The sequence below is a fragment of the Azoarcus sp. DN11 genome (assembly GCF_003628555.1).
In the GTDB taxonomy this organism is placed as follows: domain Bacteria; phylum Pseudomonadota; class Gammaproteobacteria; order Burkholderiales; family Rhodocyclaceae; genus Aromatoleum.
In genome coordinates this window covers 2,736,857-2,760,369 of sequence record NZ_CP021731.1, presented here as the reverse complement: position 1 = coordinate 2,760,369, position 23,513 = coordinate 2,736,857, and the positions used below count along the sequence as shown (strand labels likewise).

Sequence of the window (23,513 nt, the reverse complement as noted above, 5' to 3'; positions counted from 1 at the left end):
GAGTGCGCCCGGCGCGGCGTACGCCTAGAGTGTGATGCATCGGAATCGGACAAGGCGATGAAGATGTCGAGGCAGATCGAGATGCGCGCGGCGACAACGACGGCCGATCCGCGCTGGGCGGCGGTGCAGACGCGCGATGCGCGGGCGGACGGGCAGTTCTGCTACGCGGTGAGGACGACCGGCGTGTATTGCCGGCCCTCCTGTGCGGCACGCCTGCCGCGGCCCGAGAACGTCGAATTCTTTGCCACGGCCGCAGAAGCGGTCGGAGCCGGGTACCGGCCGTGCCGGCGTTGCTCGCCTTCGGGGCGGGCACCGTCGCAACAGCAGGCGGAGATGGTGGCGGGCCTGTGCCGGCAGATCGCGCTGGCGGAGCGTCCGCCGACGCTGGAGGAGCTTGCGCGTGCGGCGAACCTGAGCCCCTTCCATGTGCATCGGGTGTTCAAGGCCGTGACCGGCACCACGCCGCGTGCCTACGCCAGGGCGTGCCGGGCGGCGCGGATGAAGGCGACGCTGAATGCAGAGGAAACCGTGACCGGGGCGATCTACGCGGCGGGCTATGGATCGAGCGGGCGCTTCTACGAGGAGGCCGGCCGGACTCTGGGGATGAGCGCCGGCAGCTACCGCGCGGGCGGTGCGCGGCAGCAGATCCGCTTCGCCGTCGGCCAATGTTCGCTCGGCGCGATCCTCGTCGCGAGCACCGAACGCGGCGTGTGCGCGATTCTCATCGACGACGATCCGGACGTGCTGGTGCGTGATCTCCAGGATCGGTTCCCCCGCGCCGACCTGATCGGCGGCGATGCCGATTACGAGCGGGTCGTGGCGACGGTGGTCGGCTTCGTCGAAGCGCCCGGACTCGGGCTGGATTTGCCGCTCGACGTGCGCGGCACCGCGTTCCAGATGCGCGTGTGGCAGGCCTTGCAGGCGATTCCGGCCGGCGAGACGGTGACGTACACGGCCATCGCCGAGCGCATCGGCGCGCCGAAGGCCGTGCGTGCGGTGGCCGGAGCCTGCGCGGCGAACCGCCTCGCCGTGGCGATTCCCTGCCACCGGGTGGTCCGCAGCGACGGCGGCTTGTCGGGGTACCGGTGGGGCGTCGAGCGCAAGCGGCTCCTGCTGGCGCGCGAAGCGGCGAAATGACGCAGCAGGCCGCCGTCTCGATTCCTCTGCCCGCCGGTTTTCGTCCGGCCGACATCCTCGCCTTCCATCGTCGTGATGCGGAAGAGGTCGCCGAGCGCGTGACCGACCATTCGCTGTGCAAGGGCATGCTCTGGGACGGAACGCCCGCGTGCCTGAGCGTGCATTTCGATACGGCTGTCGCCACTGCCGCAATCACGCTCGATGCTGACGCGGGGCGCGACCTCGAGGCCCGGTTTGAACCGATGGTGCGGCGCATGCTGGGGCTGGAGCAGACGGTCGAGGCCTTCGAGGAACGTTTTCGCGGTGATCCGGCCATCGGTCGGATGATCGCGGTCCGCTCGGGCCTGCGCGTGCCGCTCACCGCGACGCCGTTCGAGGCGCTCACCTGGGCGGTGACCGGGCAGCAGATCAGCCTCAAGGCCGCCGTGTCGCTGCGGCGGCGGCTGATCGTCGCTGCCGGCGTGCGCCATGTCTCGGGGCTGTTGTGCTACCCGGATGCGGCGCGGCTCGCGTTGCTTGAGGAGGAGGACCTGCGCGCGGCGGGTTTTTCGTCCGCGAAGGCGCGCACGCTGCGGGCGCTGGCCCGGCTGGTGGCCGAGGGGGAACTGCCGCTCGATGCGTGGGCGGAGGCTGCCCCCGTCGAGCAGATCCGCTCGAGCCTGCTCGCGGTGCGCGGGGTGGGGCCGTGGACCGTCGACTACGTACTGCTGCGGGGGTTTGGCTGGCTCGACGGCTCGCTGCACGGCGATGTCGCCGTGCGCAGGGGGCTGCAGGCGCTGCTCGGGACGGAGGGCAGGGTGGGCGAAGCCGAGGCGAAGGCGTGGCTTGCCCGTTACGCGCCGTGGCGTGCGCTGGTGGCCGCCCACCTCTGGGCAGCCGGCGCGACCGCGGCGTATTGAGGACCGCGCATTACTTGCGGTGCGACTCCTGCCATTTGTCGAGCGAAACCAGCACCCTGTCCAGCAGGGTGTGCAGGTGGTTCCAGTCCTCGCTGCTCAGGTCCGCGAACATCTCGCGTTCCAGCCCGCGGCCGATCTCTTCGCCTTCGCGCCACACCCGCATGCCGACCTCGGTGAGGGCGAGGAACTGCTGACGGTTGTCGTTCGCGTTCGGGCTGCGCGTGATGAGGCCGCGATCCTCGAGAAACGCGATGTTCTTCGACAGCAGCGTCTTGTCGAGGACCAGCATGTTGCCGAGATCCTTCGCCGTGATGCCGGGGTGGTCATGCACGAGGCGCAGCACGCGCAGCTCGCGCACGCCCAGTCCGAAGGCCTTCTTGTAATACGTGTTGCCCGCCTTGATCGAGATGGTCTTGATCAGGTCGAGCTTGTAGGTGAGGTAGGGCGCGTTGGTGTCGTTCATCAGAATGCGTTGCCGGCGACCATGTCGCGCGGAAAACTCCGTCGGCGCGTGAAAGGGGGCGCCCCGATTATGACGGAGTTGCCCCCCGCGCAACAGCGAAAGCTGATAATTGGCGCGCTCAGCGCAGGAAGGATTCCGCGAGCGCGACCCAATATGCCGCGCCGACCGGCAGGTTACGGTCGTCGAAGTCGTACTGCGGATGGTGCACCATCGGCGTGTCGCCGTTGCCGATGAAGCAGTAGGTACCCGGCCTGCGCTGCGCGAAGAAGGCGAAATCCTCGCTGCCCATGAAGCGCGGGCCGTCGGTGACCACCCTGTCGGCACCGAGCAGGTCCTTCGCCACGCTGGCCGCGAACGCGGTCTGTTCGGCATCGTTCACCAGCACGGCGCCGGGCGTGCCTTCGCGGATTTCCCAGGTCACGCCGTAACACTCCGCCTGCGCCGCGGTGATCGAGCGCACCTTGCCGAGCACGAGTTCGCGGGTTTCCGGCCGGCTCGTGCGGATGCTCAGGCGCAACAGGGCCGACTGCGGGATGACGTTGCCGGCGTCGCCGGCAAGGAACGCGCCGACCGACACCACGGCGGAATCGAGCGGCGCGACGTTGCGCGAAGTGATCGTCTGCAAGGCCATCACCAGCGCGGCGCCGGCAACGACCGGATCGATGCTGCGCTCGGGCATCGAGCCGTGGCTGCCCTTGCCACCGAGTTCGATTTCCCAGTTGTCGACCGCCGCCATCACCGGGCCGGTCGTGAAGTGGATCTTGCCCTGCTCGAGCCCGGGCATGTTGTGCATGCCGAACACGGCGTCCATCGGGAAGCGCTCGAACAGGCCGTCGTTGATCATCGCCAGCGCGCCGCCCATTACTTCCTCGGCCGGCTGGAAGATCAGCCGCACGGTGCCGTTGAAGTTCCGCGTGCGCGCCAGGTGCTGCGCTGCGCCGAGCAGCATGGCGCTGTGGCCGTCATGGCCGCAGGTGTGCGAGCGGCCCTCGACGGTGCTGCGGTGGTCGCCGGCCGCCGTTTCGGTCACGGGCAGCGCGTCGATGTCGGCGCGCAGGCCGATCGCCTTCTTGCCGTCGCCGGCGCTGAGCGAGGCGACGATGCCGGTCTTGCCGACGCCGGTGGCGACCTCGTAGCCCCAGGAGCGCAACAGGCCGGTGATGTATTCGGCGGTGTGGCGCTCCTCGAAGGCCAGTTCGGGGTGGCGGTGCATGTGATGGCGCCAGCCGGTGATCTGTTTCTCGTCGTTCGCGAGTTCTTGCAGCAGCATGTTCATGTCTTCACCTCTGTTGGACGAAGGGGGTGGCCTGGCTTCCGGCGCATGGGGTCGTGCGAGGCGGGGACCGGGAGGGGTCGGGGAAGGGGTGTCCCCGCCCGCACGAAGCCGGTGCCGAGCTCAGTTCTTCTTTGCAGTCGGGACGCAGATCAGGACGGCGAGGAGCGCGATCACGCAGGCGACGACACCGGTCATGATTCCGCCGAAGGCCGCGCTTGCGAGTCCCACGGGGTTGGCCGAGATCATCGTGCCGTACACCACGGTCGCGATCGCCAGGCCGAAGCTGCCGCCGAGCGAGCTCGCCATCTTGTAGATGCCCGAAGCCGAACCGGCCTTTTCCGGGGGCGCTTCGCCGACCGCGATGTTGGTCGAAGGGGTGGCCGAGATGCCGAACCCGAGGCCCATCAGCGCGAGACCGACCGCCACCAGCACAAGATATGAAGTGCCGTCGATGAAGGTCAGGGCCTGCATCGCGATGCCGACTGCGGCGAACGTGCAGCCGACGAGCATCGGGCTGCGTGCCCCGAACTTGCGGCCGATCTTCTCGCCGACGCGGATCATCACGAGCGTGGCGGCGGTGTAGCCGAGGGTGAGCATGCCGGCATCGAAGGGGGTGAGCCCGCGACCCTGTTGCAGGTAGGTCATCAGGATCATCAGGCTACCGAGCGTCGAGTTCAGCATGAAGTTGGAGATCACAGCACCGTTGTACGAGCGGCGCTTGAGCATCGAGAGGTCGACCAGCGGCGACTTGCAGCGCTTCTCATACAAGGTGAAGGCGAGCAGCAGCGCGAAGGCGATGACGAAGCCGCTGACGATCAGGATGTCGGTCCAGCCGAGCGAACGGCCCTTGGTGATGCTCAGGTTCAGCGTCAGGAGGCCCACGACCAGCAGGACGAGGCCGATGAAGTCGAAGCGCTGGTCGCGCGGTCCGTGCTCGTTCCGGCTTTCCGGCGTTTCAGCCATGCCGTACAGCGCGATCAGCGCGACCGGGATCACGAGCCAGAAGGCCCAGCGCCAGCCGAGGTACGAGGCCACCGCGCCGCCGAAGAGGTTGCACAGGCCGCCGCCGCCCCACGACGAGATCGACCAGAAGCTCAGCGCGCGCAGGCGCTCCGGGCCGGTGTAATAGGCATTCACCAGCGCCAGCGTGGAGGGCATGATCATCGCCGCGGCGATGCCCTGCAGGGCGCGGCCGACGGTCAGGATCGTGGTGTTTTCAGCAAGGCCGCACACTGCGGCGCCGATCATCGCCACCACCAGGCCGGCGCGGGCCATCTTAACGCGTCCGATCTTGTCGGCGATGCTGCCTGCCGGGACGATGAAGACGCCGGACATCAGCGCGGTGATGCTGATCGGCAGGCCCAACTCGTCGGCGGTGATGCCGAAGGCGGCGCTGATGGTCGGCACCAGGGCCGTCATGGCGAGAGCGAAGAGCCAGTACGTCGATACACCGAGACACATGCTCAGGATCAGGCGATTGGTACCGCGGTAACCGGATGCCAGTGCATCTACCGATGCCTGGGTTGTGGCTAGTGCATTGGACATGTTGCTCACCTATAGTTTTTTGCTGACTCGATTCGCTGCCGACGCGCGTGACGCGGAGGTGCAGTCGGTGCTCTGACGTCGAAGCCGTAAGTTGCAAACTTCAACAGTTGCAAAAATAAACTTACTAGTTGCTCAATGCAACTAGTTATGAGCAAGTGTTGACGGATGTCAAAGGGGCGCCGTGGCGGGTACGAGCCATAGGACGGCCGGGGATGAAGACGTGCTCGAACCCGGCGCGCCCTGCGTCGAAGGCAGGGTCTGTTGCGGGCTTCGGCTGCAACCCCGAAAGCAGAACGTCTGTGTACGTAGTTCTACCAAGCGCCAGCGGGTGAATTGCGAATTTTCCCCACTACGCATTCTGAATAGACTCGAGGCGTCGCTCAAAACGGTGCCTCCATGAAACCCGAATTCCTGCTGCTATCCGCGAAAATCCGCTCCTGGTCGGCAATGCGGCTGATCTGCAGCTTGCTCCTGGCATTCACCGGGACCGGCGCGAGCGCGCAAACGGCATCCCCGGAAGAGCCTACCTGGATCTGTTGGTATCTCCGGGGTACGCAGATGCACTGTCGCCTCGCGAGCGACATCGCAACGAGCCCGGCCGGCGCTGCGTCGTCTTCTGCCGCCGTCGAGCCCGGCGTCGTCCCGCGCGGTCGTCGTCCCTTGCCGGAAATCGTGCATGCCATCCTGGCGGAGCCGGAAAAGCTTGCCGGACAAACAATCGCGATTCCGCTCTTCACCGAATCGAGCGACCGCAGCTTTGTGCGCGAGCTGGCGGAAGCCGTGATGTGCGGCGCGAAACAGATGTGCAGCGTCCTGTTCCTCGACGCACCGTCAGAGGTTGCCCTGACCATGGACGCGTTGGATGATCCTGCGCGCAACTGAACGCTGCATTCACTCCATGACGGTGTTCATTCCGGGTTTTTAGCCAATCGCGCGCGCCAGCACGCCAATGGTTGGCGCCCACTCTTCGCCCGGCTTCTTCTTGCGCGTGACGAGTGTCAGCTGGGCCGGTGCGAAGACGTTCGCGTTGTGGGTGACGGGCGTGGTGATGAGATACTGCGCGCGGGTGGCGCGCAGGAAGGTGCCGACGCGGTCGATGTTGGCGACGTCGAGGTGGGCGAAGGGTTCGTCGATGAAGACGAAGCCTCCGGGGCGCGCGTCGTCCATCAGCAGCGCGATGAGCAGGATCAGCGATTTCATGACCTGCTGGCCGCCGGATGCTTCGCCATCGTTGAGGCCGACGGCGCCCTTGCGGTCGAAGTCGAAACGGACTTCGAGCCCGGCCTGGCTGAGCGAGAGATCGTCGTCGCCCAACGCCGGGGTGGGGCAGTCCACGCCGACGCCGGCGAGTTCGCCGAGTGCCTTGAGATTCCTGGCGTACTGCCGGACCGTGGCGCGGAGCTTGGCGATATAGGCGCTGCGCGCCTCCTCGGTGAGTCGGCGCGCGGTCGCGCAGTAGCCCTGTCGCTCGACGTAGTCGCGTTCGCGCTGGGTAACATCGGCCTTGAGGCGTTCCGACAGGGTGATGACGGTGGGATCCTTTACCCAGTCGCCTTCGTCGAGTCGCGCACGCAGGCGGTCGCGCTCACGCCTGGCCGCCGCGGCGTTTTCGTAGCGGTCGGTGAGCAGCGCGATCTCGGCCGGATCGCGCCAGTGTGCCGGCATGCCGCGACGCAGGGCTCGCAGGCGCTGCATGCGCTGTGCCTGGACGTGACGGCGTGGCGCGGCGCCGGTTTCGAGTTCGGTGATGCGGGCGTCGCAGGCGCGCAGTTCGCGGTTTCGGCGGTCGATTTCGATCACGACACCATTGATGCGGCCTGCGAGTTCGTCGAGCGCCCCCTGCGCCTCGGCACATCGGGAGATCGCCGCGGTGAGCGCGGCACGGGCAGCGGGCAGCGCGGTCTCGGCCTCGGCGTAGCTTTCGGCCCGTGCTGCCAGCAGCTGTGCGGATTGCAGGCCCAGCAGGCGCTGGCGCAGCGTGGTGAGTTCGTCGCCTGCCCGGGCGACTTGAGGGCGCAAGTGCTGGAGCTGCCGATCGAGCCCGGCGATGTCGCCGTCGAGTTGCGCAATGCGTGCCTGGCGGGCGAGTTCGCCGAAATGGAATTCGGCGGGCCGGCCCAGGTGGCGGGCGCCGCGGCGCTCGCGGTGGTAGCCGTCGCGCGTGATCCATTCGATCTCGCGTGGTAGGTCGCGAGCGGCGGCGACGCTGTCGACGCGCCGGATGCGGTTGAGCAGGTCTGTGAGCCAGCGCGGGACCGGCGCCGAGAAGCGCACGACTTCGGCCAGGCTCCGGGCGACCGCCGGCGGGGCCTCCTCGCGCTCGGGTACCACGAAGTGGCGGAAGTGCTCGCGCTCGCCGAGCGCCCACGCGGCATGGCGGTCCGATTCGCGGTCGAGCAGGATCACGTGGCGATAGGGGCGCAGCACCGCTTCGAGCGCGGCCTGCCACGCGGCGTCCGTGACCTCGACGATTTCGGCAAGACCACAGTGGCCGATGCCGTCGGCGTCGAGCAGTGCGCGGAAGCGGGCGACTTCCGGATCGGACGGCGGCCCCGAGCGGCTCCTGGCGTTGCGCAGCGAAGTGGTCTTGTCCTCGAATTCGGCGACGAGGGCGCGCTCCCGCGCTTTCAGGTCGCGCAGGCGCGCTTCGGCCGCTTCGTGCTCCGCCTCCAGCGCGACTGCGTCTGCTCCGTGCTCGGCGGCGAGCTGGGTGCGCAGGTTGTCACGTTCGGCGACGAGCTTCTCGAAATCGCGCACCGTATCGTGCGCTTGCAGGTGGATCGCCCCGGCGGCGTCGTGTTCGGCGCGAAGCGCGTTGCGGCGGGCTTCCGCCTCGGACTTTTCGGCCTGGACTTCGTCCAGACGCTGGCGGGCGGCGCGGCGCTCAGCCTGCCTGAGCGTGTATTCGCCGCGCTGGCGGACGAACTCGTTGCGCTCGGTAGCGACCTCGCGCGCGAGTTCCGCCGCCTCCAGGCGCGGGACGATCTCGGCTTCGAGCGCGTGAGTCTCGTCGGCGAGCTGCTTCCACTGCAGGTAGTTGTCGGCTTCGAGGCGCCGCCCCTCGGCCTGCGTGCGCAGGCGGTCGAGATCCAGGCCGAGATCGGCGAGCTCGCGCTCCGCGCTTTTCTGTTCCTCGCGCGCGGCCTGGTAGTTGTCGAGCACTTCCTTGTCGCCGAAGACGTCGAACACGAGCTCGAGCAGCGCGCGCGGCGAATATTCGCACAGCTTGTCGGTGTCGCCCTGCTCGAGCGCAAGCACCTTGGCGATCGCGGGGGTGAGCCCGCCCCACGCAAGCCGGTTCTGGTAGTCGCGCAGGCCGACCCAGTCCTCCGACTGTTCCAGCACCTCGATCGGCTGATCGCCGTCGATGATGGTGTAGTCGCGCGTCCATTCGCCGCCGGCACGGCGGATGCGGCAAGCCAGCGTGACCTCGTCGTGCAGGCAAGGGAAGAAGGGGCGGCGGCCGGTCGAACCCGGCTGGTTGGCGACGACGGCCCGGATCCACGCGAAGCTGCGTTCGGCACGGCGCACGTAACGGCGGAAATCACGCTTGCCCGAGCAGCGCAGCGCGAAAAGCGTGCGCAGGGCGTCGAGCAGCGTCGTCTTGCCCGAACCGTTGGGGCCGACGATGGTGATGATCTGCGCATCCAGCGGCAGCGTGAACCGGCGCCAGTAGTCCCAATGGACGAGTTCCAATTGCTTGATGTGGAACATCAGGCGTCCTCCTCCCCGTCGCCCGCGTCGGACAGGACCTCGGCGTCCTCGAAGGCGTTGGTGTCGGGAACGGCATGCCCCGCGTTCTTGAGCACGTCTGCGAGCGTCCCGTGGATGATGCGGTCGGCAAGCACGCGATAGTCGAGCGCGACGTCGAGCAGGGGCCCTTCGTGGAGCACGCCACTGCGCCGTTCGATGAAGCCCAGGCGGGCGAGCTTGCCGAGCATGAAGTTCTTGACCTTGGTCTTGCCCCCCAGCAGCGGGCCGAAGTCGGCGATGAGGGAGGCTTCGGAAAGTCCCCCGGAAACCGCCGCGCCGTGCGCGACCGGCTTGTCCGCGCCGAACATGTCGCCCTGGCCGTCGTCAGCCAGTTCGCGCCGGGTCACTTGACGCTCGCGCTTGGGCAGGATGATGAGCGACCAGATGACGATCAGCAGTGCGATCTCGTCGCGCGTGAGGCCCACGTTGCTCGCCGCGTATTCGCGCCGGGCGCCGAACACCGGCTCGAACATCTCGGGCGTGAGGACGGCCGCGACGTGGTCCGCGTAGGGGTTGTCCTGGAGTTGCAGGCCGATGGCGGCGAGGCGGTGATCGAGTTCCACGCGGAAGGTCTCGTCGACCAGTGCGCGGCGCACCTGCCGGTCGTTGCGCGGCAGCCAGCGATGGGCGAGCAGGCGCGCGGTGAGGGTCTTGAGTTCGTGTTCCATCAGGCGTCGATGAGGGGGCGCGCGTTCATGGGTCCCGCCGATGCGGAGGAGGTCGGGCGGGGGATCACCCTGCCCTCGGACATGGCGGCGATCTCGTCTTCGCCGACCGGTACGAGCGCGTCGCCGAAGTGGATATCGACGGGCAGGCGCATGAATTCGCCTATCGGACCGTCGGCCGGGCCGGCCGACCCGCCGTCGGCAAGCAGTGCCAGCAGCGACAGCCGGTAAGAGGCAGGGGCAAAGCCGCCGCCGGCCACCACCGTGTGCAGGGGAGCGGAGCCAGGCAGGGTGTCCAGGCGCCGGGCAAAGTGCTCGAGCAGGGCGAGATCGTCCTGCTCAGGCGCGGCGTTTACCTCCGCCGCATCGGGAGGCGGCAGTTCGGTATCGGTTTCGCGGGCACGGACTTCGTCGGAAAGCACGCCTTCCGCACGGTCGATGAGCTCGTGCCCGCCGGCGAGAAGCGGCAGCTCGGGCACCATGAAAAGGGCGCCTTCGGCGAAAGCCGCGAAGGAGGTGGCATCGAGCCCGCGCAGCCAGGCCGCGACGTCCGAGGAAGAGATCCCCGACGCTCCCAGCGTGACGCGCTGGGCCTCGATCTTGTTCAGCGCGCGTTGGAAGCCCGCATCCACGCGTGCCAGCTTGGATTGTGCGAGGCCGATGCGCTGTGCAATGCGGGCGATGTCGAAGTCGACCTCCGGATCGGCCAGCAGGCTCTTCAGGATCTCGGTACCGCGCGCGAGCCAGCGCCCGTTCGCGGAAAGCCGCCGGCGTGCGCCGAGGATCCGGAACTCGGAGCCGGACGCGATGGCCTCTTCGAAGTGCCAGGTGAGGTCGTTGAGCTTGGACAGCAGGTGTCCCAGCGCATCCGGCGTAACGCCGCCGACTGCCTGCAGGCCCGCGAGCTGCGCAGTAAGGAATCCCAGTTCGGCGTCCTCCTCGGCCGAGAAGCGCAGCAGCATCGCGATCGCGGCGACGGCGTTGCGGCCGAGGTCGGAAAGGTGGTACTGGCCGTCGTCCGCGTAGGCGAGGAGGGCGTTGTCGCGCAGGCGCTTGAGCACCGTCTCCAGCTTCACCGGATCCAGGAACGTGAAGCGCGCACGCAGCGCGTCCGGGGACCAGCGCGGCGCCTCCGATTCCTGGCCGATCTCGCGCAGCACCAGCAGGCGCAGCAGCACTTCCGCCTCGGAGCCGCGGAACAGCGTGATGAAGGCGTCGATCAGCGGGCGTGCCGCGGCGAGCGCGCCCAGTTCGGGCACGTCGTCCGCGGCGACGCCGGGTGCGAGGAAATCGGCGAGGTCGGGCGTCATTCAGGTCGTGCGGGAATGACGCTTACACGCCCTGCTTGAGGCTCGCCGCGATGAAGTCGTCGAGGTCGCCGTCGAGCACGGCCTGCGTGTTGCCGACTTCGTGATTGGTGCGCAGGTCCTTGATGCGCGACTGGTCCAGCACGTACGAGCGGATCTGGTGACCCCAGCCGATGTCGCTCTTCGAGTCCTCGAGCTTCTGCTGTTCGGCCTGGCGCTTGCGCAGTTCCAGTTCATACAGGCGGGCCTTCAGCATCGACATGGCCTCGGCCTTGTTCTTGTGCTGCGAGCGGTCGTTCTGGCACTGCACGACGACGCCGGTCGGCTCGTGCGTGATGCGCACCGCGGAGTCCGTCTTGTTGATGTGCTGGCCGCCCGCACCCGACGCACGGTAGGTGTCGATGCGCAGATCGGCGGGGTTGATGTCGATCTCGATCGAGTCGTCCACTTCGGGATACACGAACACCGACGAAAAGCTGGTGTGGCGCCGCGCGTTGGAGTCGAACGGACTCTTGCGCACGAGGCGATGGATGCCGGATTCGGTGCGCAGGAAGCCATAGGCGTAGTCGCCGCTGACCTTGATCGTCGCGCCCTTGATGCCGGCCACTTCGCCTTCGGACTCTTCCATCACCTCGACGTTGAAGCCCTTGCGCTCGCAGTAGCGCAGGTACATGCGCTCGAGCATGCCGGCCCAGTCCTGGGCCTCGGTGCCGCCGGCGCCGGCCTGGATTTCGATGAAGCAGGGGTTCGGGTCCATCGGATTGGAGAACATCCGGCGGAATTCGAGCGTGTGGACCTTGGCCTCCAGCGGCGCGAGATCGTCCTCGACCGCAGTGAGGGTGTCCTCGTCATCCTCGGCCTGGGCCAGTTCGAACAGGTCCTTCAGGTCGATGGACATCTGCTCGATGTCGCGCAGATTGACGACGATGTCCTCGAGCTGGCGCTTTTCCTTGCCTAGCTCCTGCGCCTTTTCGGCATTGTTCCAGACTGCCGGATCTTCCAGTGCGCGGGTTACTTCTTCGAGCTTCGACGCTTTCTCGTCGTAGTCAAAGATACCTCCGAAGTTCGCGACCGCGGGCCTGCAGGTCGTCGAGTTTCTGGGCGATGGCGTTGAGGCGTTCGGCTTCCATGGCAGGCTCCGGGCAAATCTGGAAAACCAATAAGTATACCCGGTTCGGGTCGCTTCGCGCGCTGACGAGGTCATCTTCGCGGCACTGAAAGCAGAACGGCGACCCGCAGATCGCCGTTCCGTGTGCCGGTGTGAGCCCTGGTCAGAATTTGTAGCCGATGCCGACCATGTAGACCCACGGATCGATATCGACATTGACCTTGACCTTGCCCAGCGCAGCATGGCGGGCCGTCGCCTCGCTGTCGATGTCGATCCGCCAGACCGCCGCATTCAGCACGATCCGATCGGTCAGCATGTAGTCGACGCCCGCCTGCAGCGCGAGGCCGAAGGAATGCTTGCGGTCCAGCTCGGAGAATCCCTGTGCCTTGCGTGCGCTCGTCAGGCTCTCATTGAAGAACGTCGTGTAGTTGATGCCGGCACCGATGTATGGCTGCCACTTCGAGCTGGCATCCATTGGGAAATACTGCACCGTCACCGTCGGCGGCAGTTGCTCGATCGTGGCGAGCTTGCCGTTGAGGCCGGCCGGGAGCCCGCCGACGCTGACGGAGTGCTTGAACGGAGTGGCGGCGAGAAGCTCGACGCCGACGTGATCCGTCAGCATGTAGCCAAAGGTCAGGCCGAGTTGCGTATCGTCGCTCACGTCCACCTTGGAGCCCGGGATCCTGCCGGTCGCGGTCGACGACACGTGCGACTCGCCGATTTCCGGATCGACCTTGGCCGCACCCGCGCGGACGATGAAGTCGCCTGCCTTGTAGGCGTGCGCAGCGGGACTGGCGACACCCAGCGCGAGCATGGAGGCGATGACAAGCGATTTCTTCATAACATACTCCCTTTGCATGACGTGATTGAATGTGGGCGATATTACCCACTTTTCTTTCGTGGATATGTGCGCCGCACAAATAAATCACTCATGTTTGACAAGGATCAAAAAACAGGCCCCGGGCGACATCCAGAGATGTCGGCCGGGGCCAGATTGCATTGGAAGACGCGGGATTCAGGCTGTCTCGAAGTGCTCCAGCATCAACTGAAGGCTCGTGACACCGTTGTATTCGTTTGGTGAAAGGCGGAAAGCTGCCCGGATTTGCGGTGGCGCACCATCGACACAATTGAAGCGTATGCCGTCGAAGCGGACGTTGTTCTTTGACAGTTGGAGCTTCAGGTGCTTGTCCTTGAGGAGGCGCTGATTATCGACCCGGAATACATCGTCGAACAGTGGCGCCGCGAAGCCCTGGCCCCAGATGTCCTGCTCGATCAGGCGCGCCGCCTCGAGACTCATGTATCCGGATTCGAGCGGGCCGTCGGTTTCGAGGGTGCGGGTCAGGTCCGACGGATCGACAAGCGACTGCACGACTTCCTCGAAGACGGACTGGAAGCGATCGTAGTCGCCCTCCAGGATCGTCAACCCTGCCGCCATGGCGTGCCCCCCGAAGCGCAGGATCAGGTCGGGATGCTGCTTGCTGACGAGGTCGAGCGCGTCACGAAGATGCAGGTTCGGGATGGAGCGGCCCGAACCCTTGAGCTGTCCTTCGTCCCCCCGCGCAAACGCGATCACCGGGCGGTGCAGCTTTTCCTTGATCCGCCCGGCCACGATGCCGATCACGCCCTGGTGCCAGTCGGGCTCGAACAGGCTGGCCGTTGCCGTGTTCCCCGGCTCGAAACCCGCCAGGCGGGCGAGGGCGGCTTCCTGCATGTCCTGCTCGATGCTGCGCCGTTCGCGGTTCAGCCGGTCGAGTTCCTGCGCGATGTTGAGCGCGCGCCCCATGTCGTCGGTGATGAGGCATTCGATACCGAGGCTCATGTCGGACAGGCGGCCGGCGGCGTTGAGCCGCGGACCGAGTCCGAACCCCATGTCGAAAGTGCTCGCCCGGGCGGCCTCGCGGGCGGCAACCGAAAACAGCGCGCGGACCCCCGGTTGCATGCGGTCCGCCCGCATCCGTGCGAGCCCCTGCGAAACGAGAATGCGGTTGTTGTGATCGAGCTTCACGACATCGGCCACCGTGCCGAGCGCGACGAGATCGAGCAGCTCACCCAGGTTCGGCTCCTGCCGGCCGGCAAACGCGCCGCGATCACGCAACTCGGCCCGCAGGGCGAGCATCGTGTAGAACATCACGCCGACGCCGGCCAGGGATTTGCTCGGGAAATCGCAACCGGGTTGGTTCGGGTTCACGATCACGTCGGCCTCCGGCAGCGTATCGCCGGGCAGGTGGTGGTCGGTGATCACCGTTGCCATGCCGTAGCTGCGGGCGGCCGCAACCCCTTCGACGCTCGCGATGCCGTTGTCGACGGTGATCAGGACGTCCGGCTCCATGCGCGCGGCGAGCTCGACGATGGCGGGTGTCAGCCCGTAACCGTATTCGAACCGATTCGGCACCAGGTAGCCGACGTCCGCGCCGAACGCCCGCAGCGCGCGCACGCCGACCGCGCAGGCAGTTGCACCGTCGCAGTCGTAGTCGGCGACGATCACCATGCGCGCGCCGGCTTCGATGGCATCCGCAAGCAGCTCGGCCGCTTCGCGCGCCCCCTTCAGCGCTGCGGGAGGGATGAGGGCCTTGAGTGAGTAGTCGAGCTCGTCGCGACGGGCAATCCCGCGCGCGGCGTAGATGCGGGCGAGAAGAGGATGCGTGCCGGCGTCGATCAGGCGCTGCACGGCTCGGGGCGGGACTGCCCGCGGCTGGATTCGGGTCATCGGGGGGCTGCCTGGGAGAATGGCTGGCGTTGGCCGCCGTCGGCCGCGGCAGTGAGTGCGAAGGATTTCAGCAGAAGGTCCAGGGAGAACGGCTTGCGCCAGAATTTCCAGGCGTCGGCCGTGCGCACGGTCAGTTCGAGGGTCCCGCGGTCGCCCGCTGCGGTAATACGAAGCTCTTTCAATCGCTTGCTTCGCAGCGCAGTCGCAAGCGGGGCGAACCAGGCGTGTTCGAGCTGCTCGAGGCGGCCTCTCCAGCTGTCGATGTCGAGATGCCGCGCGGGCAGAAGCAGATCCTCGAGCACGACGAGCGTGTCCTGCCCCAGCGCCTTGTCGCAATCCGGCGTGTCCGGCGTACAGCCCGCGGCGATGGCAAAGCCGCGCATCAGCGGATCGTCCGTCTGGATCGCACCGTGCGGGCGGGGGGTATTCGAAGGAGGCGTGCCGCCCCCCCAGAACCAGAGGCTGTTCACCGGCCGGTGTCCGGCCGCTTCGCGCGCCTGGTTCGCAGGATGGTTGTGCAGCACGATCTGCAGCTCGTTCAAAATCCGCTGCCACCGGCGCGCGTCCTCCCCCTCGGGCAGGAAATCACGCACGGGCCGGCCGACGACGTCGTGCAGCGGAAAGAAACGCGCCCGGGTCGGGGCGGCCGCGCGCAGATACCACCGGTTCGGCGCCGCGGCTTCGAAGCTGCCGAGGTCGCCGAACGTATCGTTCAGCGCGGAAATCAGTGCCGCAACCTCGTCCGGCGCGGGTTCGTTCCCGGGAAATTCGTTCAGCAGCAGATGCTCGCGTGCGAACGACAGATTGACGGGGTCGGCACAGAGCCAATCGGTGCCCGGCGCCGGTGCAGGCAAAGCCGGCTCGCCGAGCCGACGGAGGGTGGCGAGCGGGAGAGGTTCGGCACACGCATCGTCCGGGTAGCCCATGAGGCGCGCGAGTTGGATATCGAGCGGCTCGAAAGGCGCGAGATGGCGCTTTCCCTGGCCGAGCAGCCAGGCGAGCGAGGTCAGGTCGAGTCCGGAAGCAGGGCCGAGAGCCGAGATGCCCGGCCAGATGAGGCCGGGGACGACGAGATGAATCTGCATGGGGCGCCGGTTCAAAATCCGGCAGCGAGTCTAGCATATCGGGGCTGCCCGGCCGGCGGCAACCCCGGACCGGGCGGGAGAGGATGCGGCAGCTCCGCGACCTTCTGCGCCGCCGGAAGGCCGGCGCCACATGACGAGGCAGGCTGTCGCATCCGTCGGGCGGCTCGGGCTCAGCCCTTCTTCGCCCAGGCCATGCAGTAACCGTTCGGCGAGATCTCCGTGTCGTTGGGGAATACCTTGCAGCCGCCGAGATCGGCCGGCGATGCGCCCGGGACGAAGAGATTACAGCTGGCGCACTTCTTGTCGCCGTCGGGTGCGTCCTTGTACTTCATCGAACTGCGGATGCCGTCGTTTTTTGCGGCCAAGGCGACGATCGGGATCATGGCGAGCGACATACCACCCAGTTTCAGCATGCTGCGGCGAGACGGATTCATCGGACTCTCCTGTTTTGCGCTCAATACGAGCGGCCGTCATTATTGTACTGTCATTACAAAATGACAATAGGATTGATGGCGAGCGCCGAATGGTTCTTCGTAGGCGAGCGCCTGGCGCAAAAACGATTCGGGCGCCCGGCAGCCATCGACGATGGCCACGGGGCGCCCGAGCGCTCGGAGTCCGGACGCTTGCGCGCGTCCGGCAGTGTTGCTTACTGCCCGCGGACGAGGACCAGCGAGGTTGTCGCGAGGCGAACGAGATCCTCCGCCACGTTGCCGACAAAAAGACGTGCGAAGCCGCGACGCCCATGCGTGCCGGCGACGATGACGTCGGCCTGCCACGCGGTCGCGCCCTCGACGATCCACTCCGCCACACGCTTGTGCGCGAGCTCGATCTTCTCCTCGCCTTCGAGCAGCGCCGTGTCAGCCTGCACGCCGGCATCGGCAGCCTTCCTGGCTGCCGCGTCGAGCAGCGCGATGCCCGCCTTGCGCATTGCCTCCTCGACCTGTGCAACGTCCAGCAATGCCTCGAGTCCGACCGTGCTGCGGATCGGCGCTTCGTCCGCGACGTGCACGATGCGCAGGGCACCGCCCATGGCCTTGGCGAGCGTGATCGCTTCGTCGAGTGCGGCGCTGGAGGTCGCGCTGTCATCGATCGCTACCAGGATTCTCTTGTACATGTGATGCTCCGATTGATACGGGATGTATGGCTTCCCGCGGTGGGGCCGGGCGCGCCCGCCGGGCACGCGCCAGCCCGTTCCATTGCGTTACGGCACCAGCAGGGTGAAGGGCGGCACGTATGCCTGCAGCGTCACGAGCAGACCGACGAGAACGGCCAGCGCGATCGAGTGGAAGAACACGTAGCGCAGGATGTCGCCCTCGTGGCCGAACCAGCGTGTAGCGGTACTCGCGACAACGATCGACTGGGCGTCGATCATCTTGCCCATCACGCCCCCCGAGCTGTTCGCCGACGCCATTAGAATCGGATTCAGGCCCAGTTGTTCCGCCGTGACCTTCTGCAGGCCGCCGAACAGCACGTTCGCCGCGGTGTCGGATCCGGTGAGCGCCACGCCCAGCCAGCCGAGCAGGGTGCCGAACAGCGGATAGAGCGAGCCGGTGTTCGCGAAGGCGAGGCCCAGCGTCGCGTCGAGGCCCGAGTAGCGGGTCAGGTTACCAAGCCCCAGCATGATCACGATCGTCAGCAGGGATATCTTGACCATCTTGATCGTGCGCCAATAGACACCGAACAGCTGTCCCAGACTGAACTTCATCATCAGGCCCGAAACGATCGCAGCAATGAAGATGCCGCTACCGGTCGCCGACAGCCAGTTGAACGTGTAGACCGCGGCTTCCTTGTGCGGGGTGGCGACGACGGGCGGGACCTTCTCGATCAGGTTGTGCAGCCCGGAGAAGGGGATCTTGAGGACCGAGACCGTGTCGAGCCACTTCTTGAAATCCGGGATGCCCCAGATGAACACGAAGACGGTGAGGACGATCCAGGGCACCCAGGCAGCGATCACCGCGCGGCGATCGGGACGCACGTTCGAGGCGGGCGCGGCGGCCTCCGGGGCGACCTGGCTCGCCGAGTCGTCCTTGCGGCCCTTGAGCGCCGTGGAGGTCCAGACTTCCTTCGGCTTCCAGACCTTCAGGAAGAGAATCAGCGAGATCATCGAAACGAGTGCCGCGACGACGTCCACCAGCCACGGGCCGTGGAGGTTCGACACGAGGTACTGCGGGACCGCGAACGACACGCCGGTCACCAAGATCGCCGGCCAGATCTGGATCATGCCGCGGAAGCCGGCGAAGGCCCAGATCAGCCAGAACGGCACCAGCAGCGAGAAGAAGGGCAGTTGACGGCCGATCATCGCCGACAGGTGACCGAGGTCGAGGCCGGTCACCGACGCCAGCGCGATCACCGGCGTACCCAGCGCACCGTAGGCGACCGGCGCCGTGTTCGCGATCAGCGCGAGGCCCGAGGCGGCGAGCGGCGAGAAGCCGAGGCCGATCAGGATCGCGCCGGTCACGGCGACCGGGGTGCCAAAGCCGGCAGCGCCTTCGAAGAATGCGCCGAAGCTGAACGCGATCAGCAGCAGCTGCAGGCGTCGGTCATCGGTGATGCCGGTGAGGCTTTGTTGGAGCACCTTGAACGAACCGTTCTCGGTCGTGAGCTGGTGCAGGAAGATGATGTTGAGAACGATCCAGCCGATGGGGAGCAGGCCGAACATCGCGCCGTACAAGGTCGCATTCCCGGCCATTGAGGCCGGCATGCCGAACACGAAGATTGCGATGAGGAGCGCGCTGCCGAGCCCGAGCGCCGCAGCGACGTGGGCCTTCATGTGCAGGAACCCGAGCCCGACGAGCATCACTGCGACGGGAATCGCCGCAACTGCGCTCGACAGCCAGATGTTGTTGAACGGATCGTAAAGCTGTTGCCAGACCACGGTGGTGTGCCCCCTTGATTGTTTGTCGACCGTGCACGGAATTTCCGGCGCGCTGCGTACGATACGAAGATGTTGTCAGACAAGCTACGGGGGTATTCCCTGTCCGGGAAAACCCGTACTGAATATGCTCTCGCAAACGGGGTGCGAGCGAATGCGGGATGGGTGGCGCGCGAACTCCCCAAGCGGCTGCACAAGGGGCACAATGGCGGGTTTTCCGGTTTTGCCGGCAACTTCCGCCCAAGGCAAATGCGATACGAAATACTGGTTGGACTGCGCTACACCCGCTCGCGGAAGCGCGCACAGGGGCGCAATCGCTTCATCTCCTTCATTTCCCTCGTCTCGATGCTCGGTACGGGCCTGGGCGTCGCGGCCCTGATCGTCGTGCTGTCGGTGATGAACGGATTCCAGGAGGAATTGCGCACGCGCATCCTCGGCGTCGCGTCGCATATCCAGATTTCCGGCCCCGACGGCGAACTCGAATCATGGCAGCAGGTGGCGGATCGGGCGAGCCAGAATCCGCACGTCCTCGCGGCGGCCCCTTACGTCCAGGAACAGGGCATGCTGTCGTTCGACCAGGCGGTGCGCGGCACGCTTGTGCGTGGCGTGCTTCCGGGCTCCGAAGACAAGGTTGCGGACTTTGCGCGCCACATGCGGGCGGGCAGCCTCGACGCGCTGCAGCCGGGGCGGTTCGGGATCGTGCTAGGGCGCGATCTGGCTTTCGCGCTGCACGTGCAGGTGGGCGACAAGGTCACGCTGATTGCGCCGCAGGGCCTCGTGACGCCCGCTGCGGTGCTGCCGCGGGTCAAGCAGTTCGAGGTGGTCGGCATCTTCGAGGCGGGGATGTACGAGTACGACGCGGGCCTCGCGCTCGTGCACCTGCAGGATGCGCAGGTGCTCTATCGCATGGGCGACCGCGTGAGCGGGGTGCGGCTCAAGCTCGACGATCTCTTCGCGGCGCCCCGCGTGGCGCGCGAACTCGTCGGGCGGCTCGATGCGGACCTGGTCGTGAGCGACTGGACGCGCAGCCATGCAAACTTCTTCCGCGCCGTTGCGCTGGAGAAGACGATGATGACGATCATCCTTTTCCTCATCGTCGCGGTGGCCGCTTTCAACATCGTCTCGACGTTGGTGATGGCGGTACAGGAAAAGTACGCGGACATCGCGATCCTGCGCACGCTCGGCGCGAGCCCGCGCTCGATCATGACCATCTTCGTGCTGCAGGGGGCGATCATCGGCCTCGTCGGGCTCGCCGCCGGCGTGGTCGGCGGGTTGCTGCTGGCAAACAACCTCGACGTCGTGATCCCCGCGCTCGAAGCCGTGACCGGCGCGACCCTGTGGAACAAGGAAATCTATTACATCAGCGAATTGCCGTCGAAGGTGCTCGCCGCCGACGTCGTCACCATCGTATCGGTGTCCTTCGTGCTGACCTTGGTCGCGACCCTTTATCCGAGCTGGCGGGCGAGCCGCGTGAACCCTGCCGAGGCGCTGCGTTATGAGTGAACCGATGAACGCGACGGTACTGGCCTGCCGCAACCTGTCGAAGACTTTTCGCGAAGGCGCCGACGCGGTGCGCGTGCTGCACGACGTCACGCTGGAGGTGAGGCGCGGCGAGCGGCTGTCCATCGTGGGCGCATCCGGGTCCGGGAAAAGCACGCTGCTTCACCTTCTCGGCGGCCTCGACGTCCCCGGCTCCGGTACGGTCGAGCTCAATGGGCGCGCGTTTTCGGGCATGTCGGATGCCGAGCGGGGGCGGGTGCGCAACGAGACGCTCGGTTTCGTCTACCAGTTCCACCACCTGCTGCCGGAGTTCTCTGCGCTCGAGAACGTCGCCATGCCGCTCTTCATCCGCCGGTTGGATCGCGCCGAGGCGGAAGCGCGTGCGGAAGCGATGCTCAAGGAAGTGGGCCTGGGCCATCGGCTCGATCATGCGCCGGGGGAACTGTCGGGCGGAGAGCGTCAGCGCGCGGCGATTGCGCGGGCATTGGTGACCGAGCCGGCCTGCGTGCTGGCGGACGAACCGACCGGCAACCTCGATCGCGCGACCGCCGAAGTCATTTTCGACCTGATGCTCAGTCTCAATGAGCGTCGCGCGACGAGTTTCATCATCGTCACGCACGACGAGGGGCTTGCGCGGCGCACGCAACGCACCCTCCGTCTGGAGGACGGCCGGCTGGTCTGAGCGGAGCGCACCCGGGAGTCGGCGCTGCGGCGTAAGCGACCGCCTTTCCAGGTGCAGCCGTCATAGGTGGTACTTGCCCGCGTAGCGTGCCATGTGCATGATCCGGTCTATGCAAATGGCAATTATCGCGTTCGCCGCCGGTATCTGGATCGCCCAATACCAGCCTCGATTACTTTCCGGCACGGCGCAGATCCTGCTTACGGCCGGTTTGGTCATCGGCGGTGCCGCACTGTTGCACTGGTACAGATCGGGTGTGCAGCGCGAAAACCTGTTTCGTGCCCTCGTGCTGCTGGTGGCGCTAGGCGTCGGGTTTGCGTGGTCGGAGTGGCGCGCGACGTGGCGGATCGCGGACGAGCTTCCGCGGGAGTGGGAGGGGCGCGACATCGCAGTCACCGGACTTGTGGCGGAGTTGCCCGAACCCTCCGAGCAGGGCGTCCGGTTCGTGTTTCAGGTGGAGGAGGCGGCAGGCCCCGTGCCGCAGCGCGTTCTGCTGTCGTGGTACGGCAAGGAGCGTGGCAAGAGTTCGGCATCACCGCCCGTTGTACGGCCGGGTGAGCGGTGGCGCTTCACCGTGCGGCTCAAGAAACCGCACGGACTGGTGAATCCGAACGGCTACGATTACGAAGCCGCCTTGCTGGAGCGCGGGGTGCGTGCGACCGGGAGCGTCCGCACCGGGCCGCCGCCGGCGCTGCTGGAGCGCTTCGTTCCCCGGCCGATGATTCTCGTCCATCGCCTTCGCGACGCGATCCGTGACCGCTTCTCGGCTGCGCTGCCGGGCAAGGAGTACGCAGGCGTCCTGATCGCGCTGGCGGTAGGCGACCAGCGTGCGATTCCCGACGCGCAATGGACGGTGTTCCGCAATACCGGGATCAGTCATCTTATAAGCATCTCCGGATTGCATGTCTCGATGGTCGGAATCCTCGTCGCATGGCTGGTCGGCAAGGCGTGGCGGCGGTCGTCCCGGCGCATGCTGCGCCTTCCCGCGATGAAGGCGGCCGCCGCAGCCGGACTGGTTGCGGCGGCCGCCTATGCGATCCTGGCGGGCATGGGAATCCCGACGCAGCGCTCGCTGATCATGCTTGCCGTGGTCGCGCTTGCGCTGCTCGGCGGGCGCCAGCCGTCGGGGAGCCAGGTCCTGTGCCTTGCGCTGGTGTGCGTGCTCGCGTTCGATCCGTGGGCGGTCCTGGCGGCCGGTTTCTGGCTGTCTTTCGGCGCGGTCGCGATCCTGATGTTCCTGCTCGGCGGGCGGGTGGCTGCCGCCAAGGGCTGGCGCGCCGCGGTGGGTAGTCAGCTCGGCATCACGCTCGCGACCATCCCGGCGCTGATCGTGCTGTTCAACGGCTTCTCCCTGGTGTCGCCGTTGGCCAATGCGCTGGCGATTCCGCTGGTGAGCTTCGTGATCACGCCGCTGACGCTGCTCGCCATCGTCCTACCCTTGACCGGACTGCTCGATCTGGCGCACGGGCTTTTCGGCCTCCTCATGGTGTTCCTGGAGTGGCTTGCCGCCTTGCCTTTCGCGATGTGGTCGCAGGCTGCGCCACCGGCGACGCTCGCCGGCGCCGCGATCGCGGGCGTCGTGTGGCTGATGTTGCCGCGGGGAACGCCCGCCCGCTCCGCGGGCGTGCTGGCGATCCTGCCGATGCTTGCGTGGGTGCCCGAACGTCCGGCTCCGGGCACGTTCCGGATGACGGTGCTCGACGTCGGGCAGGGCACCGCCGTGCACGTGCAGACTGCCCGGCACGAACTGGTCTACGATACCGGCCCGGCCTACCGGCAGGGCAGCGACGCGGGGGCGCGCGTCGTCGTCCCCTACCTGCAGGCGGCGGGCATCGCTCGCCTCGACCGGCTGGTCGTGTCGCACAACGACCTCGACCATTCGGGGGGCCTGTCGTCCGTGCTCGCGGGCACCGGCGTGGGCGACATCGCCGCCAATTTCGCACTGGAAGGCGGTGCGGAGGACGGGAAGGAAAGGCCGCTCGTGCGGCCTTGCACGGCCGGCGGGGCGTGGGTGTGGGACGGTGTCGAGTTCCGTGTCCTGCATCCGCGCTCCGAGGAGCTTGGCAGGACCTCGGACAACGACGCCTCCTGCGTGCTGCGCGTCGCGGCGCCGGGTGGTTCGGCGCTGCTCGCGGGCGACATCGAGCGTGCCGCAGAGCAGCAACTGGTCGATCGCGAAGGCCCCGCGCTCGCCAGCACCGTGGTCGTTGTTCCCCACCACGGCAGCAAGTCGTCGTCGGGCGAGGCCTTCGTCGCGGCCGTGTCGCCGCGCGCCGCCATCCATTCGGCGGGGTATCTCAACCAGTTCCATCATCCGCATCCGTCGGTGCTGCAGCGCTGGAGCGACAGCGGGGCGACGAACTGGCGCACGGACGGGCAGGGCGCGGTCCGGGTCGATGTTGGCGCGCGCGATGTCGAGATCGCCGGCCAGCGCGAGCTGGCACCGCGGTACTGGTACGGGCACTAGCCCGTCGTCCTGTTACACTTCGCCAATCCGCTGCCTGCCAGACCTACATG

General features: G+C 66.9%; 19 protein-coding genes. 6 read left to right on the top strand and 13 right to left on the bottom strand.

What is annotated here, in order from left to right; all coding sequences use genetic code 11:
• Window positions 1-57: 57 nt before the first annotated feature.
• Window positions 58-1,137: a bifunctional DNA-binding transcriptional regulator/O6-methylguanine-DNA methyltransferase Ada gene (gene ada / locus CDA09_RS12640; protein ID WP_217351247.1), complete on the top strand. Its 1,080-nt coding sequence runs from the start codon at window positions 58-60 to the stop codon at window positions 1,135-1,137.
• Window positions 1,134-2,036, top strand: a complete 903-nt coding sequence (locus CDA09_RS12635; protein ID WP_121429027.1) for a DNA-3-methyladenine glycosylase family protein — start codon at window positions 1,134-1,136, stop codon at window positions 2,034-2,036. The genes ada and CDA09_RS12635 overlap by 4 nt, the downstream gene beginning before the upstream one ends.
• A gap of 10 nt (window positions 2,037-2,046) precedes the next feature.
• Here CDA09_RS12635 and CDA09_RS12630 read toward each other — a convergent pair whose 3' ends face one another.
• The 3 genes from CDA09_RS12630 to CDA09_RS12620 all read right to left on the bottom strand — a co-directional run bounded on the left by CDA09_RS12630 (window position 2,047) and on the right by CDA09_RS12620 (window position 5,320).
• Window positions 2,047-2,499, bottom strand: coding sequence for a MarR family winged helix-turn-helix transcriptional regulator (locus CDA09_RS12630; protein ID WP_121429026.1), 453 nt, complete (start codon window positions 2,497-2,499; stop codon window positions 2,047-2,049).
• A 118-nt stretch (window positions 2,500-2,617) separates the two neighbouring features.
• Entirely contained in the window at window positions 2,618-3,775 is a 1,158-nt protein-coding gene (locus tag CDA09_RS12625; RefSeq protein ID WP_121429025.1) for a M20 aminoacylase family protein, read from the bottom strand.
• Between the two features lie 120 nt (window positions 3,776-3,895).
• The gene (locus CDA09_RS12620; protein WP_121429024.1) at window positions 3,896-5,320 is read right to left on the bottom strand and encodes an MFS transporter; all 1,425 of its coding nucleotides are present in this window, start codon (window positions 5,318-5,320) and stop codon (window positions 3,896-3,898) included.
• 396 nt (window positions 5,321-5,716) lie between these two features.
• On the opposite strand from CDA09_RS12620, the gene CDA09_RS12615 reads away from it, so the two are divergent.
• On the top strand, window positions 5,717-6,202 hold the full coding sequence (locus tag CDA09_RS12615; RefSeq protein ID WP_121429023.1) for a hypothetical protein: 486 nt from the start codon (window positions 5,717-5,719) through the stop codon (window positions 6,200-6,202).
• A gap of 39 nt (window positions 6,203-6,241) precedes the next feature.
• Here the strand turns inward: CDA09_RS12615 and CDA09_RS12610 are convergent, their stop codons facing one another.
• The 10 genes from CDA09_RS12610 to CDA09_RS12565 form a co-directional block, all read right to left on the bottom strand.
• Window positions 6,242-9,034, bottom strand: a complete 2,793-nt coding sequence (locus CDA09_RS12610) for an AAA family ATPase (protein ID WP_121429022.1) — start codon at window positions 9,032-9,034, stop codon at window positions 6,242-6,244.
• Complete coding sequence (locus tag CDA09_RS12605) at window positions 9,034-9,741, bottom strand: hypothetical protein (protein WP_121429021.1); 708 nt, start codon at window positions 9,739-9,741, stop codon at window positions 9,034-9,036. The genes CDA09_RS12610 and CDA09_RS12605 overlap by 1 nt, the downstream gene beginning before the upstream one ends.
• On the bottom strand, window positions 9,741-11,048 hold the full coding sequence (locus CDA09_RS12600) for a hypothetical protein (protein ID WP_121429020.1): 1,308 nt from the start codon (window positions 11,046-11,048) through the stop codon (window positions 9,741-9,743). Before CDA09_RS12600 ends, CDA09_RS12605 begins: the two co-directional genes overlap by 1 nt.
• Window positions 11,049-11,070: 22 nt before the next feature.
• Window positions 11,071-12,175 (bottom strand): peptide chain release factor 2 gene (prfB, locus tag CDA09_RS12595; protein WP_121429019.1). Its coding sequence is split into 2 segments (ribosomal slippage): window positions 11,071-12,093 and window positions 12,095-12,175, totalling 1,104 coding nucleotides; the frame shifts between segments, so codons are not numbered across the junction.
• A 141-nt stretch (window positions 12,176-12,316) separates the two neighbouring features.
• Complete coding sequence (locus tag CDA09_RS12590) at window positions 12,317-12,994, bottom strand: OmpW/AlkL family protein (RefSeq protein ID WP_121429018.1); 678 nt, start codon at window positions 12,992-12,994, stop codon at window positions 12,317-12,319.
• A gap of 174 nt (window positions 12,995-13,168) precedes the next feature.
• Window positions 13,169-14,860, bottom strand: a complete 1,692-nt coding sequence (gene recJ, locus CDA09_RS12585; protein ID WP_121429017.1) for a single-stranded-DNA-specific exonuclease RecJ — start codon at window positions 14,858-14,860, stop codon at window positions 13,169-13,171.
• On the bottom strand, window positions 14,857-15,945 hold the full coding sequence (locus tag CDA09_RS12580; protein ID WP_121429016.1) for a hypothetical protein: 1,089 nt from the start codon (window positions 15,943-15,945) through the stop codon (window positions 14,857-14,859). Before CDA09_RS12580 ends, recJ begins: the two co-directional genes overlap by 4 nt.
• A gap of 170 nt (window positions 15,946-16,115) precedes the next feature.
• Window positions 16,116-16,379: a high-potential iron-sulfur protein gene (locus CDA09_RS12575; protein WP_121429015.1), complete on the bottom strand. Its 264-nt coding sequence runs from the start codon at window positions 16,377-16,379 to the stop codon at window positions 16,116-16,118.
• A gap of 212 nt (window positions 16,380-16,591) precedes the next feature.
• Complete coding sequence (locus CDA09_RS12570) at window positions 16,592-17,059, bottom strand: universal stress protein (RefSeq protein WP_121429014.1); 468 nt, start codon at window positions 17,057-17,059, stop codon at window positions 16,592-16,594.
• An 87-nt stretch (window positions 17,060-17,146) separates the two neighbouring features.
• Window positions 17,147-18,820, bottom strand: a complete 1,674-nt coding sequence (locus CDA09_RS12565) for an L-lactate permease (protein ID WP_121429013.1) — start codon at window positions 18,818-18,820, stop codon at window positions 17,147-17,149.
• A gap of 246 nt (window positions 18,821-19,066) precedes the next feature.
• Between CDA09_RS12565 and CDA09_RS12560 the strand changes: the two genes are divergently transcribed.
• From CDA09_RS12560 to CDA09_RS12550, 3 genes are all read left to right on the top strand, one after another.
• Entirely contained in the window at window positions 19,067-20,320 is a 1,254-nt protein-coding gene (locus CDA09_RS12560) for a lipoprotein-releasing ABC transporter permease subunit (protein WP_121429012.1), read from the top strand.
• Window positions 20,313-20,999, top strand: coding sequence for a lipoprotein-releasing ABC transporter ATP-binding protein LolD (gene lolD, locus CDA09_RS12555; RefSeq protein WP_121429011.1), 687 nt, complete (start codon window positions 20,313-20,315; stop codon window positions 20,997-20,999). The genes CDA09_RS12560 and lolD overlap by 8 nt, the downstream gene beginning before the upstream one ends.
• 115 nt (window positions 21,000-21,114) lie before the next feature.
• A complete protein-coding gene (locus CDA09_RS12550) occupies window positions 21,115-23,463 on the top strand; it encodes a DNA internalization-related competence protein ComEC/Rec2 (protein WP_286164111.1) in 2,349 nt (782 codons plus the stop codon).
• Window positions 23,464-23,513: the final 50 nt, after the last annotated feature.